Source organism: Amycolatopsis alba DSM 44262 (assembly GCF_000384215.1).
GTDB classification, from domain to species: domain Bacteria; phylum Actinomycetota; class Actinomycetes; order Mycobacteriales; family Pseudonocardiaceae; genus Amycolatopsis; species Amycolatopsis alba.
In genome coordinates this window covers 7,591,064-7,610,771 of the sequence record NZ_KB913032.1, presented here as the reverse complement: position 1 = coordinate 7,610,771, position 19,708 = coordinate 7,591,064, and the positions used below count along the sequence as shown (strand labels likewise).

Annotated in this window: 2 protein-coding genes; both read left to right on the top strand. The window is 71.1% G+C overall.

All coding sequences use genetic code 11. From position 1 onward, the window contains the following. Positions 1 to 801: 801 nt before the first annotated feature. Entirely contained in the window at positions 802 to 2,052 is a 1,251-nt protein-coding gene (locus tag AMYAL_RS0135530) for a serine hydrolase domain-containing protein (RefSeq protein WP_039794641.1), read from the top strand. A gap of 74 nt (positions 2,053 to 2,126) precedes the next feature. Continuing rightward, the gene (locus tag AMYAL_RS0135525; protein WP_020636060.1) at positions 2,127 to 19,700 is read left to right on the top strand and encodes a non-ribosomal peptide synthetase; all 17,574 of its coding nucleotides are present in this window, start codon (positions 2,127 to 2,129) and stop codon (positions 19,698 to 19,700) included. Positions 19,701 to 19,708 lie beyond the last annotated feature (8 nt).

Below are 19,708 nucleotides of genomic sequence, written 5' to 3'. Positions count from 1 at the left end.
CGATCGTCGGGTGAACGGCGACACCGATTCCGTTACAGGCAACCGGGTGAAGGTGCTGATTTCCGTCTTTCCCGGCCGCCGGAGACGAGCGGCGGGGAAGGTGATCCGGGCTCGTCCCTGGGTTTGCACGATACGGTGCACGTGCGCACGACCGTGCTACTCGCATGGTGAGAACCCACTTCGAGAAGATCATCTTGTCGTTTTCGCAGTTAACTGGCGTCGGAAGCGATGGGAAGTCGATCTTCGTCGACGCTTCTCCCTTTTTTCGCGTTTGAGTCGGGGCTTCGACGGGAACCAGTGGGCGTCGTCGTGGCGCGTCCCGTGGTGGGAAGTGCTCTGAACTGGATAAATGCAAAGAAGGGAGGTTTCGACGATTGTTCCGTCGGGCGTCGAGGTCTGACCGGTGAAACAAAGTCTCCATTCCTTGTTCACGCATCCGTCGGTAGGTGGATGTGTTGCCCGACTATGCCTTCCGTGGGGTGTGCCGCCGTCTGTGATTCCAGGATGTGCCGCGAATTGACAATGATTCAAGAGAATGATGGGCGGCTATTGCCACCCTGTGTAGTGTCGGGAGCTTTTCGGGCGATCCCGCTTTCCCACCATTGGCGGTACAGACGATCTACCCTGCCGGGCAGCGTGTTGTTTCTGGCCCGATGTGGACTGACAAGTCCCACGGGTGGGGGACAAGGAACGTGACGCGGCGATGAACCGCGGCCATCAACTCGTGTTCTTCAGCTTACAGGGGAGGAATCGGTCATGAGTCCTGCGCGAGGCCTGCAAGGCCATACTGGACGGCACCCGGTGCCGGAGAAGGGGTTTCAGGAAGTACTGAGGAGCTTGGCGGGCCGGCATGGCGTTCCGGGTGCGCAGCTCGCGGTGTTCGAGGACGGTCAGACGACAGTGGTCCAGACCGGTGTCGAACATCAGGACAGACGGAGACCGATGTGCGCCACTTCGGCCGTGCCGAGCGGATCCGTGACCAAAGTGGTCACCGCCACGGTCGTGATGGCGCTCATCGCCGACGACGACCTCGAACTGGACCAGCCCGCGGGCGAGATACTGGGTGTTCACGGTCTCGACGAGAGGTTGACGCCACGGCACCTGCTGAGCCACACCAGCGGCCTGCCGTCCGACCCGGCCGACGTCACCGGTAGCTGTCTGAGCGAGATCCGCGCGGCGGTTCCCGTCGCCACGCCTGGGACCGCCTTCTCGTACTCGAATCTGGGCTACGCCTTGGTGGGATCGCTGATCGAAGCGGTCACCGGCATGACCTGGCGTGAAGCAGTCGAAGCGATACTCCTGAGGCCACTGAAGATAGAGCCCGCCTACGCCGAAAGCCCGCGAACCGTGTCCGGGCACGGACGCTCCACCGGACCAGCGGGTGCCCGCCCGGTCGCGCAGGCCTTGCCCCCGATGCTCGAACCCGCCGGCGCACTGGCGCTGAGCGCCGCGGACCTCGTCGAACTGGGCCGTGTCCATCTGGGAAAGCCGGGATTGCTCGACGTCGTGACCGCCGCGGACATGCACCGGCGGGTGCCCGACGCCGAGCCATTCGGCCTCGCCGACGGCTGGGGCCTCGGGATCGCGCACTACGAAGACGACGAAGTCTGGCTGGGCCACGACGGCACAGCCGACGGCACCGCCTGCCACCTGCGGATCGATCAGGCGGGGGCCTGCGTGGTCGCGTTCACGGCGAACGGCGCCGCGGGCACGGAAATGTGGGACGACCTCGTCACCGAACTCCGCGGGCTCGGTATCGCGCTGCCGAAGCGGCGCCTCCCCGAAGCCGCCCGCCCGATCCCGATCGCGGCCGGTGACTTCGGTACCTACCGCAACGGCGCTCTCGACTACACGATCCGCCCCGGCAAACACGGCGGAGCCGAACTCGTCGTCGATGGCGAGATCTTCCCCGAGCTCACCCTCCACGACGACGCTGCCTTCACGGTGCGCGACCCCGCCACCGGTCGCGCGACGCCGTGCGGACGGCTGCGCGGAACGCCCGGCGAGGCGACCGCGATCGAAATCGGCGGCCGCCTCGCGCGGCGGCTCTGACCTTCACTTCCTCCTCCCGTCCCCTCGCCCACCTCGGTGGGATCGCTTGTTGTGCCTGGAAGGTGCCCAAAACCATGACCGTGCTGGACGCGACGGCCACCCCCGAGTCCGAAAGAACCGCCACCCTGCCCGAATTGTTCGCCGCGATGGTGCGGTCGGCCCCGCACGCGGTCGCGGTGGACGGCCATGGTGGACGGCTGACCTACGCGGAACTGGCCGACCGGGCTGCGCGCCTCGCCTTCCGGCTGACCCGGCTCGGGGTCCGCGCAGAGGACCGGGTCGGGGTGCTGGTCGGGAGATCCGCCGAACTCGTCGTCGCCGAACTGGCGATCGTGCTCGCGGGCGGGGTCTACGTGCCGCTCGACCGGCGTGCTCCCGACAGCCGCGCCCGGCTGCTGCTGGCCTCGGCAGAGGTGTCCGTGCTGATCACCGACGAGCCGGAGCGGGCCGCCGGGATCCACAGTGGACAGATCATCGCCGCCGGACAAGCGCTTCCGGCGCCGGATTCGGTGCCACCGTCGGCCGACGCGGATCAGCTGGCCTATCTCATGCACACGTCGGGCTCGACCGGCACACCGAAGGGCGTGGCGGTGCGGCACCGGGATGTCGCGGCGCTGGCGGCCGACAGCCGGTTCACCGGCGGCGCACACCGTCGTGTCCTGCTGCATTCCCCGGCGGCGTTCGACGCGTCGACCTACGAGCTGTGGGTCCCGCTGCTCACCGGGGGAACGGTGGTGATCGCGCCGCCGGGCGACCTGGACGTGGAGGCGCTGCGCGACGTCGTCGGCCGGTACGAGGTCACCTCGCTCTGGCTCACCGCGGGCCTGTTCCGCGTCGTGGCGCAGGAAGCACCGGACTGTTTCCGTGGCGTGGAAGAAGTGTGGACGGGCGGAGACGTGGTCCCGGCAGCGGCCGTCCGCCGCGTGCTGGCCGCCTGCCCCGGCCTCACCGTGACCGACGGCTACGGCCCCACCGAGACCACCACCTTCGCGACGTCGCGGCCGATGTCCTCCGTGGACGGCGTCCCCGACGTCGTGCCGATCGGCCGCCCATTGGACGGTGTCCGCGCCCAGGTCCTCGACGAGGCGGGGAACGCCGTCCCGGCCGGGCAGCCGGGGGAGTTGTACCTCGCCGGCGCGGGGCTGGCCCGCGGTTACTGGGGCAGTCCCGGCGCGACCGCGGACCGCTTCGTCGCCGATCCCGGCGTGCCCGGCGGCCGCAGGTACCGGACCGGGGACCTGGTGCGGTACAACGACGACGGCGAACTGGAGTTCCTCGGCCGCACCGACGATCAGGTCAAGGTCCGCGGTTTCCGGGTCGAACTCGGCGAGATCGAATCGGTGCTCGCAGCCACCCACGGGGTGGGCGAGGTCGTGGTCGTCGCCCGCGAGGAACGTGCGGGCGCCAAGAAACTGATCGCCTACGTCGTCGCGCGGCCTGATGAGGAGCTCGGTGACCTCACGGCGGCCGCCGCGGTGGCGCTGCCGGACTACATGGTGCCGTCGGCGTTCGTCCTCCTCGACGAGTTGCCTCTGAGCGCCAACGGAAAGGTCGACCGCCGTGCGCTTCCGGCGCCGCCGGAATCGAGGCAGGCGGACATCGCGCCGCGGACCGACACCGAACACGCCGTCGCCGCGATCCTGGCCGACCTGCTCGGGACGGACCACGTCGCGATCGACGAGGACTTCTTCGCCCTCGGCGGTGACTCGATCCTCGCGGTGCAGGCGTTGTCCCGGCTGCGCCGCACGTTCGGCGTGGTGTTGCCTGCCCGCGCGGTGTTCGACACACCCACCGTCGCAGGGCTGGCCCGGTCGGTGGACGCCGCGGATCCCGGCGCGGAAAGCACGATCCCGGCCGCGCCGACGGCGCAGGTGATCCCGCTTTCGCCCGCCCAGCGGCGCCTGTGGTTCCTCGACGAGCTGACCGGGGACAGCGCGGAGTACAACACTGCCGTCGGCCTCCTGCTTTCCGGCGCGTTGGATCTGCCCGCCCTGCGCGGCGCACTCGCCGCGCTCTGCGCGCGTCACGAGTCCCTGCGCACCACCTTCGAGGCCGGTGACGGCGAAGGCGTCCAGCGCATCGCCGACACGGCCGAGATCCCGCTGCGGATCGCGGACACCGCCGCGGACGACGCCCTCCTGTCAGCGGAGCTGCGGGTGCCGTTCGATCTGCGCACCGGCCCGCTGACCAGGGCCACGCTCTATCCTCAGGGGCCGGACGAGCATCTGCTCGTCCTGTGCCAGCATCACATCGTCACAGACGGCAGTTCGATCGGCATCCTGACCGGCGAGCTGCTGGACTTCTACGCCGGAGCCGTTCCGCCGCCGCAGGACCGGGGCTACCGCGACTACACCCACTGGCGCCGTCAGGCCGACGACGACGCCCAGCTCGGTTACTGGCGGGACAAGCTCGCGGGGCTCGAACCGCTCGCCGTCCCGACCGACCGGCCGAGGCCGTCCCAACGCGGCACCGCGGGCGCGGTGCACCGGCACGATCTGTCTTCGGACCTGATCCGCGATCTCACCGCCGCCGGACGTCCGCAGGGCGCGACGTTGTTCATGACCCTGACCGCGGCCGTGCAACTGCTTCTGTCGGCCTACGGCGGTCAGCGTGACATCGCCGTCGGCACCGCGGTCGCCGGTCGTGACCGGGCCGAATGGGAGACGCTGACGGGGTTCTTCGTCAACACCCTGGTCCTGCGCTCGCAGGTCGACCGAACGCGGCCGTTCGCGGACTTCCTCGCCGGATTCCGGGAGACCGCGCTGGAGGCGTTCGCGCACGCCGACGTCCCCTTCGACCGCGTCGTCGACGAGGTGCAGCCCGAGCGTGATCCGTCGCGGACGCCGCTGGTGCAGGCGGTCGTGGTCCTGCAGAGCCCGCTGGTCCGCCCGCGTGAGGCCGCCGGCCTGCGGGTCTCGGAGTACGACCTGCCCCGGCCGTCGGCCCGGTTCGACCTGGTCGTGGAGTTCTGGCCGCGCGCGGACGGGCTGCGGGTCACCGTCGAGTACGCCACCGAGCTCTTCGACCGGGCGACGATCGAGCGGTTGACGGCGAGCCTGGACACCCTCCTCACCGGGATCGCCGCCGACCCCGCCCGTCCGGTGGGTGACCTTCCGCTTCTCACCGAGGGCGACCGCTTGGCCCTGTCGTCGCCGGGCGCAGCTCCGTCGATGACCATCACGCGTCTGTTCGATCAGCACGCCGAGCGGCACCCGGACGTTCCCGCTGTGCTCTTCGGTGAGGAACGCCTGGACTACGGCGAGCTGCGGGTGCGGGCCGCCCGGCTCGCGGGCAGGCTGATCGAGCTCGGCGTACGCCGGGAAGACCGGGTCGGTGTGCTGATGGACCGCTCGGCCGACCTGGTGGTGGCGCTGCTGGCGATCCTCAAGGCCGGTGCCGCGTACCTGCCGCTGGATCTGCGCGCCCCGGAGGACCGCCTGCGACTGCTCCTCGACGGCACCTCGGTACTGCTCACCGACGACGCTTGGCACGGCACCGCCATGACCGTCCACAACGGACAGATCGTGAAGCTGCCCGCGACCGGGGACACGGCCGCGGTCGCGGTCGAGCCCGCGAACCTGGCCTACGTCGAGTACACCTCCGGTTCCACCGGGGTACCGAAGGGCGTGGCCGTCCGGCATGCCGACGTGGTCGCGCTGGCCACGGATCCTCGCTTCACCGGCGGCGCCCACGAACGCGTGCTTCTGCACTCGCCGCTGGCGTTCGACGCCTCCACCTACGAGCTGTGGGTCCCGCTCCTGAACGGCGGCACCGTCGTCGTCGCGCCACCGGGGGACGTCGACGCCGACGTCGTCCGGGAGCTGACCGCGCGGCACGGTGTCACCGCGCTCTGGCTCACCGCCGGTCTTTTCCGGCTCTTCGCCGGTGACGCGCCCGAGTGCTTCCGTGGCCTGCGGGAAGTCTGGACCGGCGGTGACGTCGTCCCGCCCGAAGCCGTCCGCCGCGTCCTGGACAGCTGCCCCGGTGTCGCGGTCGTCGACGGCTACGGGCCGACCGAGACCACCACGTTCGCGACCTCGTTCCGCATGGCGTCCGCCGGCGCGGTCCCCGAGGTCGTCCCCATCGGGACCCCGCTGACCGGGATGCGCGTCTACGTGCTCGACGAAGGATTGCGCGCGGTCCCGCGCGGCGCGCTGGGCGAGATCTGCGTCGCGGGTCCAGGACTCGCCCGTGGTTACGCCGCCCGGCCGGGCGCGACGGCCGACCGGTTCGTCGCCTGCCCGTACGGTGCTCCCGGCGAACGCATGTACCGCACCGGTGACCGGGGGCGGTGGCGCGCCGACGGGACACTCGAGTTCGCCGGCCGCGCCGACGATCAGCTCAAGATCCGCGGCTTCCGGGTCGAACCCGGCGAGGTGGAACGCGCTCTCACCGCCGAACCCGTGGTGGCGCAGGCGGTGGTGACCGCGCGGACCGGCGCCGGCCGCAAACACCTGGTCGCCTACGTCGTGGCGGCCTCGGAGTCCACAGTGGACACCGAGGCGCTGCGCGGCGCCCTCGGCCGCACCCTGCCGGACTATCTCGTACCGTCGGCGTTCGTCGTCCTCGACGTGCTTCCCCTCAACGCCAACGGGAAGGTCGACCGGCGTGCCCTGCCGGAACCGCGCTTCCAACCCGCCGTGAGCGGGGGAGCGGCGCCGCGAACCGAACGTGAGGCCGTGCTCGCGGGGATCTGGGCCGAGGTGCTCGGCCTCGACCGGGTCGGTGTCGAGGACAACTTCTTCGCGCTCGGCGGCGACTCGATCCTCAGCATCCAGGTCAGCGCGCGGGCCAGGAAGGCGGGGTTGGCGATCACCACGGCGGACCTGTTCCGGCACCAGACCATCGCCGCTCTCGCGCCCACCTTGACCGACGCCTCCGCGGCCCCGGATCAGGGGCCCGTGTCCGGTGACGTCGTGCCGACCCCGATCCAGCGCTGGTTCTTCGACACGATCTCCGAACCCGATCGCTTCGACCAGGCCATCGCCGTCGAACTGACCGAGGGCACCGACGAAACCGCGCTCGCCGTCGCCGTCGCCGTCGCCGCGGTGACCGAGCACCACGACGCGCTGCGCACGACGTTCACCCATGACGGCGACCACTGGCGGCTGCGCATCACCGGCGTCGAAGACGGGCACTCGCTTCTGCGCTGGTCGCTGTCCGGTCCTCCCGCGCGGCGCGTGCTGCACCTGTCCGCGCACCACCTCGCCGTCGACGGGGTGTCCTGGCGGATCCTGCTCGACGACCTCGACCAGGCCTACCGGCAGGTCGATCTCGGGCCGAGGACGACATCGTTCCGCGAGTGGGCGGCCCGCGTCGCCGCGCATACGGAAGCCGGTGGGTTCGACGACGAACTGGCGCACTGGCGCGCGATCCCCGAGATCGTGCCGATCCCCGTCGACGGGACCGGCGCCAACACGGTCGACCGGGCCCGCGCGGTGACGGTCCGGCTGACCGCGGACGAGACGCGAGCACTGCTGCGGCAGGTACCCGACGTCTACCGGACGCGGGTCAACGACGTCCTGCTGACCGCGCTCGGCCGGACGCTGCGGGAGTGGACCGGGCGGGTCCCGGTGATCGATCTGGAGGGCCACGGCCGCGAGGATCTGTTCGACGGCGTGGATCTTTCGCGCACGGTGGGCTGGTTCACCAGTCTGTTCCCGGTGGCGCTGGACGTCCCGGACGAGTGGGGCGCGGCGATCAAAGCCGTGAAGGAGCGGCTGCGCGCGGTCCCGCGACGCGGCATCGGCTACGGAGCCCTGCGCTATCTCTCCGGCGCGGCTCCGGCCATCGACCCCCAGATCAGCTTCAACTACCTCGGACAGTTCGACCTGCACGGCGAGCTCTACACCGGCTCACACGGCGAACTGTCCCTGGCCGCCGATCCCGGCGGCGTCCGTCCTCATCTGCTCGACGTGGTCGGCCAGGTCACCGGCGACACGCTGGAATTCACCTGGCACTACGCGGAAGGCGTGCACGAGGAGGCCACCGTGACCCGGCTGGCCGACGGCATGCTGGAAAACCTGCGTGGATTGCTCGGGCACTGCGCCGAACCCGGCGCTGGCGGGCGGACGCCGTCGGACTTTCCCCTGGCGGGTCTCGATCAGTCCACTGTGGACGAACTCGTCGGTGACGGCCGGGACGTCGAGGACGTCTATCCGCTGACCCCGATGCAGGCGGGCATGGTGTTCCACGGCCTGGCCCAGCCCGGCGACCGCAACTACTTCGAACAGGTTTCCTTCACCGTCGACGACGTTCCCGGCCCCTGGGCGCTCGGCGCCGCCTGGCAGCGGGTGGTCGAGCGGACGCCGGTCCTGCGTAGCCGGATCGTCTGGGAGGGCGTGCCGAGGCCACTGCAGGTCGTGCGGCGCTCGGCCGGGATCCCGGTGTGCTATCCGGACTGGTCCACAGAGGACGCCGAGGAGGCGATGCGGCGGCGCTTGGCCGAAGACCTCGCGGAAGGGCTCGATCTGACCAGCTCGCCGCTGATGCGGCTGGTCATCGCCAAGGAGTCGGAGACCTCGGTCCGGGTGATCTGGACCTTCCACCACGTGCTGCTCGACGGCTGGAGCGTCTTCGGTGTCCTGTCCGACGTCCTCGCCGTGCTGCGCGGGGAAGAGCCGCGGGCGCGGCGGCCGTTCCGCGACTACGCCGGCTGGCTCGCCGAGCAGGACGACGAGGCGGCCGAAACCCACTGGCGGGCCGAACTCGCCGGTGTGACCCCGACGCCGCTGCCCGGTGACCGCGGCGCCCGCGCGCATACGGCCAGCTCGTCCGCTCGTGTCCCGGTGGAGTTCGACGACGCCACGACCGCCCGGATCCACGCGTTCGCGCGACGGCACCACCTGACGCTCAACACGATCGTCCAAGGCGCCTGGGCGGCCCTGCTGTCCCGCTACAGCGGCGAATCCGAGGTGTGTTTCGGCGCGACGGTGTCCGGCAGGCCCGTCGAACTGCCCGGAGCGGACGACATCTCCGGTCTGTTCATCAACACCCTTCCCGTGCGGGTCAGGCTCGACGCCGGGCGCGGCCTCGTCGACTGGCTGCGGGAACTGCAGGCGGCGCAGGCGGAATCGCGCCGGTTCGGCCATGTCGGCCTGCCGCGGTTGCAGTCGTGGAGCGACACCGGCGGCAGCCTGTTCGACAGCATCATCGTCTTCGAGAACTACCCGGTCGCGGACGTCGCGGGACTGCGGGACGTCCGCGCGGCCGAACGCACGAACTACGCCCTCGGCGTCGTCGCGTATCCAGGGCAGCGGTTGTCGCTGATGCTGACCCACGACCCCGAGCTGATCGGGCCGGACCTGGCCCGGCAGCTCGCCGGGCACCTCGAAACGCTGATCCGCGTCTTCACGGAGACACCGCACGCGCCTGTGACGCGGATTCCGATGCTGTCGGAGCCGGAGATCGGGCACCTGCTCCGTGAGCGGAACGCCACCGCGCGGGAGGTATCGGAGGGGGCTGTGCCCGAGCTGTTCGAGGCTCGCGCGCGCCGGGCTCCCGATGCCGTCGCGCTGGTCTCCGACGTGGAGACCGTCACCTACGGCGAACTCGACGTCCGGGCCAACCGCCTGGCGAATCGGCTGCGCGACCTCGGAGTCCGTGCCGAAGACCGGGTCGCGCTCCTGATGGACCGTTCGCCCGCCCTCGTCGTCGCCGAGCTCGCGATCCTGAAGACGGGCGGTGCCTATCTGCCCTTGGACCTGCGCGCCCCCGCCGAACGACTGAGGCTGCTGCTGAGCGAAGCCGAGGCCGACGTCCTCGTCACCGACCAGGCCTGGCTGGCCACCGCCGAAGAGATCCACGACGGCGTGATCGTCACGGACGCGGGCGACGCTCCGGAGACGCCGCCCGTGGTGCCGGTCGACGCCGAGCAGCTTGCTTACGTCATCTACACCTCGGGCTCGACCGGGAAACCGAAGGGCGTCGCCGCCCGGCATCGGGACGTCCTCGCGCTGGCGGCCGACCAGCGCTTCGCGGCCCACGACCGGGTGCTGCTGCACTCGCCGCAGGCCTTCGACGCCTCCACGTACGAGCTGTGGGTGCCGTTGCTGAACGGCGGCACGGTCGTCCTGGCCCCTCCGGGGGAACTCGACGTCCACACGCTCGGCCGCGTGATCACCACGCACGACGTGACCGGTGTCTTCATGACGACCGGGCTGTTCCGGCTCGTCGCGCAGGAAGCGCCGGAGATGTTCGCCGGGGTACGGGAGGTCTGGACCGGCGGCGACGCCGTGCCCGCCGTCGCGTTGCGCCGGGTGCGAGCCGCGTGCCCGCGAACCCTGGTCGCCGACGTCTACGGCCCCACCGAGACCACCACCTTCGCCACCGTGCACCCGCTGCCGGACGAAGTACCCGACGTCGTGCCGATCGGCGCGCCACTGGACAACACCCGCGGTTACGTCCTCGACGACGACCTCCGGCTCGCCCCGCCGGGGGCGCCCGGCGAACTGCATCTCGCCGGGGCCGGGCTCGCGCGTGGCTATCTCGGGCGTCCCGGTTTGACCGCCGACAAGTTCGTCGCGGACCCGTTCGGGCCGCCGGGGGAGCGGATGTACCGCACCGGCGACGTCGTGCGCTGGAATGACGAGGACGCCCTCGAATTCGTCGGCCGGGTGGACGAACAGGTCAAGATCCGCGGCTTCCGCGTCGAACCGAGCGAGATCGAGGCCGCGCTGGGCGAACACCCCGGCGTCGAGCAGGCGGCCGTGCTGGCCCGCGCGGACGGCGGAGTGAAACGGCTGGTCGCCTACGTCGTCGGCGAGACCGGGGGGCTCGGGGAGTTCCTGGGCCGGACCCTGCCGGACTACATGATCCCGGCCGCGTTCGTCCGGCTGGAGAGGTTCCCGGTCAACGTCAACGGCAAGCTCGACCGCACCGCTTTGCCCACCCCCGATTTCGGGTCCCGTGACCACGTCGCGCCGCGCACCGACCGCGAACGCGTGCTCACCGGGATCTGGGCCGAGGTGCTGGGCGTCGACAGCGTCGGCGCGACCGACGATTTCTTCGAACTCGGCGGCGACTCGATCCTCAGCATCCAGGTGGTGTCCAGGGCCCGGCGCGCCGGACTGGAACTGCTGCCCGGAGACCTGTTCGCGCACCGGACCCCGGCGGCGCTCGCGGCCGCGGCCCGAACCGCCACGGAGGCCGTCGTCCGCGGCCCGGTGAGCGGCGAGGTGCCGCTCACCCCGATCCAGCGCTGGTTCTTCGCGACCCAGACCGCCGACCCGGACCACTTCCACCAGTTCGTCCACTTAGGACCTGAACGGATCGACACCGCCGCGGCGCGCAAGGCCGTGGACGCGCTGCTGGAACACCACGACGCGCTGCGGATGCGGTTCACCGGCGACGGCCGGAAGCAGGAGAACGGTCCGGTCGGCGCCGAGACGCCGTTGATCCGCCTCGACATCTCCGACCACGACGTCACCCTCGCCGTGCATCATCTCGTGGTCGACGGCGTCTCGTGGCGGGTCCTCGGCGAGGACTTCGACCGCGGTTACGCCCAGGCGCTCCGGGGCGAGCCGATCGACCTCGGACCGCGCACCACGTCCTTCCGGGAGTGGGCGATCAGGCTCGCCGAGCACACCGCCGGCGGCGGGTTCGACGACGAACTGCCGCACTGGCGCGCGATTCCCGAAGACATCTCGATCCCGGTCGACGGCGAAGGCGAGGCCACGGTCGCCTCGATGCGCGAAGTCACCGTCCGGCTTCCCGAAGCGGAGACCGACGCGCTGCTGCGGGAAGTGCCCGCCGCCTATCGCACGCAGGTCAACGACGTCCTGCTGACCGCGCTGGGCCGGGTGCTGCGGGAGTGGACGGGCCGGGTTCCAGTCATCGACCTCGAAGGCCACGGTCGTGAGGACCTGTTCGACGACGTCGACCTGTCCCGCACGGTCGGCTGGTTCACCAGCGTCTTCCCGGTCGCGCTGGACGTCCCGGACGACTGGGGCACGGCACTGAAGTCGGTGAAAGAGCAGCTCCGGGCGGTGCCACGGCGCGGAATCGGCTACGGCGCGCTGCGTCACCTGGCCGGGTCCGCGCCGGCGATCGACCCGGCGGTGAGTTTCAACTATCTCGGGCGGTTCACCTCGGGCAGGCTGGAATCCGACGAGAGCGAGCTTTCGGCGCGAGCGCATCTGCTCGACGTCGTCGGCCGCGTCGAGTCCGGCGAACTCGAACTGACCTGGTATTACACCGAGGGCGTCCACCACGAGTCCACAGTGGACAGACTCGCCGAGGCGATGCTGACGGCGCTGCGGGAGATCATCGGGCATTGCGCCACGCCGGGTGCCGGTGGGCGGACCCCGTCCGACTTCCCGTTGATCGCCCTCGATCAAGCCACAGTGGACACCCTGGTCGGCGACGGCCGCGACGTCGAGGACGTCTACCCGCTGACGCCGATGCAGGCGGGCATGGTGTTCCATTCCCTTTCCCAGCGGGAGGAACGGCTCTACTTCCAGCAGGTCGGGTTCGTCCTCGAAGGCGTCGACGACGTCGACGCGCTGGCTCAGGCCTGGCAGCAGGTCGTCGACCGCACGCCCGTGCTGCGCACACGGATCGCCTGGGAGGGCGTGCCGGAACCGGTGCAGGTGGTGCGGCGGCAGGTGACCGTCCCGGTCACCCGGCTCGACTGGCGCGCCCACACGCCGGCGGTACAGGAGCGGTTCTGGCAGGAAGTCCTGGCCTCGGACCGGGCCGAGGGACTCGACCTGGACGGGGAAACCCTGCTGCGGTTGACCCTCGCGCGGTTGTCGGACACGGAAGCCCGCGTGCTGTGGACTTTCCACCACGTGCTGCTCGACGGCTGGAGCGTCTTCGGGGTGCTGTCCGACGTCTTCGCCGCCTACGCCGGGGACGAACCGGCCGAGCGACCGCCCTTCCGTGACTACGTCGCGTGGCTGGGCAGCCAGGACGACGCCGAGGCGGAACGGCACTGGCGTCGCGAACTCGGCGATTTCACCGCCCCCGCCCGGCTCACGGCGCGGGACCATACGAGCCGGTCGGCCGAGTGGGCGCGGGTGCCGGTCGATAGCTCCGCGCGGCTCGGGGAAGCCGCGCGCAAGGCGGGGCTCACGATGAACACCGTCCTGCAGGGCGCGTGGGCGCTGGTGTTGTCCCGGCTGACCGGGGAACGCGACGTCTGTTTCGGCACCACCGTGTCCGGCCGTCCGGTCGAGTTGGCAGGCGCCGACGACATCACCGGCATCTTCATCAACACACTTCCGGTGCGCGTCACCACCGATCGCTCGCCGGTGGCGAAGTGGCTGGCCGAGTTGCAGGAGCGGCAAGTGGAATCCCGCAAGTACGGGCATCTGCCGCTGACGAAGCTGCAGGCGTGGAGCGGAGCCGACGGCGGTCTCTTCGACAGCATCGTCGTCTTCGAGAACTACCCGATCGACGCGGCGACGCATGACGGGCTCCGGTTGCGCGACGTCGATGCCGCGGAGACGACGAACTACCCGATCAGTGTCGTCGCGTCGCCGGGGGAGCGGCTAGTCCTCGACGTCGGCTACGACCCTGATCTGTTCGACGCCGCGACGGCCGAGCGGATCACGGGCCGGCTGGTCAGCGTGCTCGACGCGTTCGCGGAGGACCTGAACCGGCCACTCGACGGGATCGACCTGCTCACCGACGCCGAACGCCTCCAGATCCTCGGCGACTGGAACGACACCGCGCACCCGCTGCCGGAAGGAAGCCTCGCCGGGCTCTTCGCCCGGCAGGTCGCGCGCGCTCCCGGCGCGATCGCCCTCATCGGTGACGACGCCCGCCTGACGTACGCGGAACTGGACGTGCGCGCGGACCGCCTCGCGCGGTATCTGGTGTCGCTCGGCGCCGGACCGGAAACCGTCGTCGGCGTGCTCATGGACCGCTCCGCGGATCTGGTCGTCACCGAACTCGCCGTCGTCAAGGCAGGCGCCGCGTATCTGCCGCTCGACACCCGCGCGCCCGCGCCGCGGCTGAAGACACTGCTGGACGGTGTGCCGATCCTGGTCACGGACCGGACCCGCGCCCGCTCCGTCGTTCACAAGGGACAGATCGTCGTCCCCGACGGCCGGACAGCGAAGGTCGCGCTTCCCGAGGCGGCGCCGGACAACCTCGCGTACGTGATGTACACGTCGGGTTCGACGGGCAGGCCGAAAGGCGTGGCCGTGCGCCAGCGTGACGTGGTCGCCCTGGCGGCCGACCGGCGGTTCGCCGCGCACAAGCGGGTGCTGCTGCACGCGTCGCCCGCCTTCGACGCCTCCACCTACGAGCTCTGGGTCCCGCTGCTCAACGGGGGCACCGTCGTCTTGGCGCCGCCCGGCGATCTCGACGTCGAGGTCCTCCGGCGCGTCATCGACGGCTACGACGTCCACGGCGCCTTCTTCACGGCGGGCCTGTTCCGGCTGATCGCCCAGGAGGCGCCGGAGACCTTCCGCGGGATGCGTGAGGTCTGGGCGGGCGGCGACGTCGTCCCGGCCGCCGCGGTCCGGCGGGTACGGGAGGCGTGCCAGGGCACGGTCGTCGTCGACGGCTACGGGCCGACCGAGACGACGACCTTCGCCACCTCGTATCCCATCCCCGACGGCGTTCCCGGTGCCGTGCCGATCGGGAAACCGCTCGACAACATGCGGACGTACGTCCTCGACACCGATCTGCGGCTCGTGCCGCAGGGCACGCCTGGCGAGCTGTACATCGCCGGCGCCGGACTCGCTCGCGGGTACTTCGGCGACCCGGCGTTGACCGCCGACCGATTCGGACCCGACCCGTTCGGCCCGCCGGGAGAGCGGATGTACCGCACCGGCGACCTCGTCCGCTGGAACGCGCGAGGAGAACTGGAGTACACCGGCCGCGCCGACGAACAGGTGAAGGTCCGCGGCTTCCGGATCGAACCGGCGGAGATCGAGACCGCGCTGACCGCGCATCCCGGTGTCGGCCAGGCCGCGGTCCTGACCAGGGAGGACCACGGGATCAAACGGCTCGTCGCCTACCACACCGGCGACGCGGACGGCCTGGCCGAGTTCCTTCGCCGGACGCTGCCCGATTACCTGGTCCCGGCCGCGTTCGTCCGGCTCGGCCGCTTCCCGTTGAACGCCAACGGGAAGATCGACCGGCAGGCCCTGCCCGCACCGGACTTCGGCGACAACGCCGCCAGGACGGCGCCCGCGACGGAGGCCGAACGGGCGCTCGCCGGGATCTGGTCGGACGTCCTCGGCGTCGCGGACGTCGGAGCCGAGGCCAACTTCTTCGAACTGGGCGGCGACTCGATCCTCAGCATCCAGGTCGTGTCGCGGGCCCGCCGTGCCGGGCTGATCCTGTTGCCCCACGACGTCTTCCGGCATCCGACCCTCGCCGCGCTGGCCGCCCACGCCGGTGGCGGCACCGGTCCGCGTGCCGAACAGGGGCCGGTCACCGGAACGGCGCCGCTCACCCCGATCCAGCGCTGGTACTTCGCCACCCAGCCGGACCGGTTCGACCAGCGGGTGGTCCTGGACTTCGCCGAGGAGGTCGACGAAGCCGCGCTGCGCCGCGCGCTGGAGACGGTCTGGGCGCATCACGACGGGCTGCGGCTGCGGTTCGAGCGCGACGACGTCCAGCACGGTGAACCGGTCCGGCCCGCCGACCTGCTCACCGACGAGATCGCCTTCGACCTCGAACGAGGTCCGCTGCTGGCGGCGGTGCTCGACGGGCGGCGGCTGACCCTGGCCGCGCACCACCTCGTCGTCGACGGTGTCTCCTGGCGGATCCTGCTGGAGGACCTGGAAACCGCCTACCTCGGTGGTGAACTCGGGCCGAAGACGACGTCCTTCCTGGCCTGGGCGGAGCGGCTGGCCGAACACGCCCAGAGCGGCGGATTCGACGACGAACTGGCGCACTGGCGCGGGATCCCGTCGCCGCCCGCCACCGAACCGGCCACGATCGCCGACACCGGCGAGGTGACCGTCCGGCTCACCGCCGAGGAAACCCGCGCGCTTCTCCAGGACGTTCCCGAGGTCTACCGCACGCAGGTCAACGACGTCCTGCTGACCGCGCTCGGCCGGGTCCTGCGGGACTGGACCGGGCAGACGCCGGTGATCGACCTGGAAGGCCACGGGCGTGAGGACCTGTTCGACGACGTCGACCTGTCCCGCACGGTCGGGTGGTTCACCAGCGTGTTCCCCGTGGCGCTGGACGTCCCGGACGACTGGGGCACGGCACTGAAGTCGGTGAAGGAACAGCTCCGGGCGGTGCCCCGGCGGGGCATCGGCTACGGCGCCCTGCGGTATCTCACCGGTGCCGCGCCGGACATCGACCCCCAGGTGGGCTTCAACTATCTCGGCCGTTTCGACGAGGCCGAGGCGGGCGTGTTCCGGACCGGCGCCCTCGACGCGGACGTCGATCCAGCCGCTCCGGTGAGCCACTCGCTCGACATCGTGGGCCGTGTCGTGGCCGGGGTGCTGGAGCTGACGTGGGCACACGTCACCACCCTGCACCCGCTCGACATCGTCGAAGACCTGGCGGGAAAGACACTGGCCGCGCTGCGCGAGATCATCGCGCACTGCGCCGCTCCGGAGTCGGGTGGGCGCACGCCGTCGGACTTTCCGCTGGCCGCCCTCGATCAATCCACAGTGGACATACTGGTCGGCGACGGGCGCGCGGTCGAGGACGTCTACCCGGCGACGCCGATGCAGGGCGGGATGGTCTTCCACGGGCTGTCCCAGACCGCGCAAGGCATGTACGTCGAGCAGGCGACGTTCGTCCTCGAAGGTGTCACCGACCTCGACCGGCTCGCCGCGGCGTGGCAGCGGGTCGTGGACCGGACACCGGTCCTGCGGACGGCGTTCGTCTGGGCCGGGGTCGAGGAGCCGCTGCAAGTGGTGCGCCGCGAGGTGCGGCTCCCGGTCCGCGTCGTCGAGCCGGGTCACGATCTCCAGCGGCTACTGGCCGAGGACCGCGCACAAGGGCTCGACCTCGCGGAGGCACCGCTGATGCGCGTGGCGCTCGCGCGGTCGTCGGCGACCGAGGTCCAGGTCCTGTGGACGTTCCACCACGCGCTGCTCGACGGCTGGAGCGTCTTCCACGTCCTCTCCGATGTCTGTTCCGCCTACGCCGGGGAAGCCCTGCCCGTCAGGCCGCCGTTCCGCGACTACCTCGGCTGGCTGGGCGGCCTGGACCGGACCGACGCCGAACGCTTCTGGCGCCACACCCTGGCCGGGATCGACGGGCCGACGCCCGTCGCCGGTGACCGGGCGCCCGCGGCCGGGCACATCGCCTGCTCGTCCGACTGGCTGCCCGTCCGCATGGACGAAGCGGCGACGGCCAGGCTCGACCGGTTCGTCAAACGCCACGGCCTCACTCCGAACGCGGTTCTGCAAGGAGCGTGGGCACTGCTGCTCTCGGCCTACAGCGGGCACGACGACGTCGTGTTCGGATCCACCGTCTCCGGCCGCCCGCCCGAGGTGACGGGGGTGGACGAGATCACCGGCATCTTCATCAACACGCTGCCCGTCCGGGTCGGGGTCGATCGGGACAGCCGCGTCGCGGAGTGGCTCGTGGGTCTCCAGGCCGGCCAGGCGGAGGCACGCCGGCACGGGCACCTGCCGCTCGCGCTCGTCCAGGGCTGGGCGGAGCTGCCCGCCGGAGTGAACCTCTGCGAAAGCCTGGTCGTGTTCGAGAACTACCCGATCACCGACGCCGAGGCCGGGCACGGCCTGACCGTGCGCGACCTTTCGGCCCGCGAGACGACGAACTTCCCGCTCACCGTCGTCGCGTCGCCGGGCCGCGAGCTGCACGTCGATCTGGGCTACGACCCTGCCCTGTTCGACGCCCCGACGGTGACCCGCTTGGCCGGGCACCTCCTCACGCTGCTCCAGGAACTGACCAAGGACGGCGACCGGGTGCTCTCCCGAGTGTCGATGCTGACCCTGGAAGAGGAACTTCAGCTGGCGGAATGGACCGACTCCGGCACGGAAGCCCCGGCCCGGTCACTGCCCGAGCTGTTCGCCGGGCAGGTCGGTGCCAGGCCGGACGCCGTCGCGGCCGTCCTCGACGGCGAACAGGTCACCTACGCCGAGCTGAACCGGCGGGCGAACCGGCTCGCCCACCGGCTGATCGGGCTCGGCCTGCGACCGGAGGAACCGGTCGGCCTCGCCACGACCAGGGCGGGCACCGTGGTGGCGGAACTGGCCGTGGCCAAGGCGGGCGGTGCCTACCTCCCGATCGACACCAGGGCCCCGGCGGAACGGCGACAGGCGCTGCTCGACGGTGTCCGGTTCGTCGTCTCCGACACGGAGTACCCGCACAGCATCCGACTGTCCTCAGTGGACGACGAGCCGGACGGCGATCCCGCCGTCGTCGTCGATCCCGACCGGCTGGCGTACGTCATGTACACCTCCGGGTCCACCGGCACCCCCAAGGGCGTCGCCGTGCGGCACCGTGACGTCGCCGCCCTGGCCGGGGACGGCCGGTTCCGCGGTGGGGCCCACGAACGGGTGCTGCTGCATTCCCCGGCGGCCTTCGACGCCACGACCTACGAACTGTGGGTCCCGCTGCTCACCGGCGGGTGTGTGGTCACGGCGCCGGACGGCGACCTCGACGCGCACCGGCTGCGGACCTTGGTCCGCGAGCACGGCCTGACCGGGATGTGGGTCACCGCGGGCCTGTTCCGGGTGCTGGCGCAGGAAAGCCCGGACTGCTTCACCGGACTGCGGGAAGTGTGGACCGGCGGCGACGTCGTGCCGGCCGAGGCGGTGCGGCGTGTGCTGGACGCCTGTCCGGGGCTGCGCGTCGTCGACGGTTACGGGCCGACCGAGACGACCACTTTCGCCACCGCCCATCCGATGGACCGGACGGTCCCGGACCGGATCCCCATCGGCAGGCCGCTGGACGGGACCGTCGCCCGTGTCCTGGATCCGGAACTGCGGCCGGTCCCGCCGGGGGTGCCCGGCGAGCTGTATCTCGCCGGAGCCGGACTCGCCCGCGGGTACCGGAACCGGCCCGGTCTGACCGCCGACCGGTTCCTCGCCGCACCGGGCGGGCAGCGGATGTACCGCACCGGCGACCTCGTCCGCTGGACCGGAGAGGGCAGTCTCGAATTCCTCGGCCGGGTGGACGATCAGGTGAAGCTGCGGGGATTCCGCGTCGAACCCGGCGAGGTCGAAGCCGTGCTGGCCCGGCATCCCGCCGTGGCGCAGGCCGCGGTCGTCGTCCGTGAGGACCAGCCCGGTCTGAAGCAGCTCGTCGCCTACGTCGTCGCCGAAGCCGAGGAAGACGTCCTGCGGGACTTCCTCGCTGTGAGGCTGCCGGACTATCTGGTGCCGTCGGCGTTCGTCACGCTGGACCGGATCCCGGTCAGCGCCAACGGAAAACTCGACCGGAAGGCACTGCCCGCGCCCGCCGCGCCGGAGACCGGGCACGTCGAGCCGGAAACCGAAACCGAGCTGGCGCTGGCCGCGATCTGGGCCGATGTGCTCGGCGTGGAGCGGATCGGTGCCGAGGACAGCTTCTTCGCCCTCGGCGGCGATTCGCTGCGGAGCCTGCACATCGCGGCCAAGGCCAGCGCGCTGTTCGCCGTCCGGCTGACCCCGGCCGACGTCCTGACCGCGCGCACCGTCGCCGGGCTGGCCGGAACGGTCGAAGAACTCATCCTGGGCGAGCTCGAAAGCCTCGCCGCCGAAACGGAAGCGTGAGGACACCA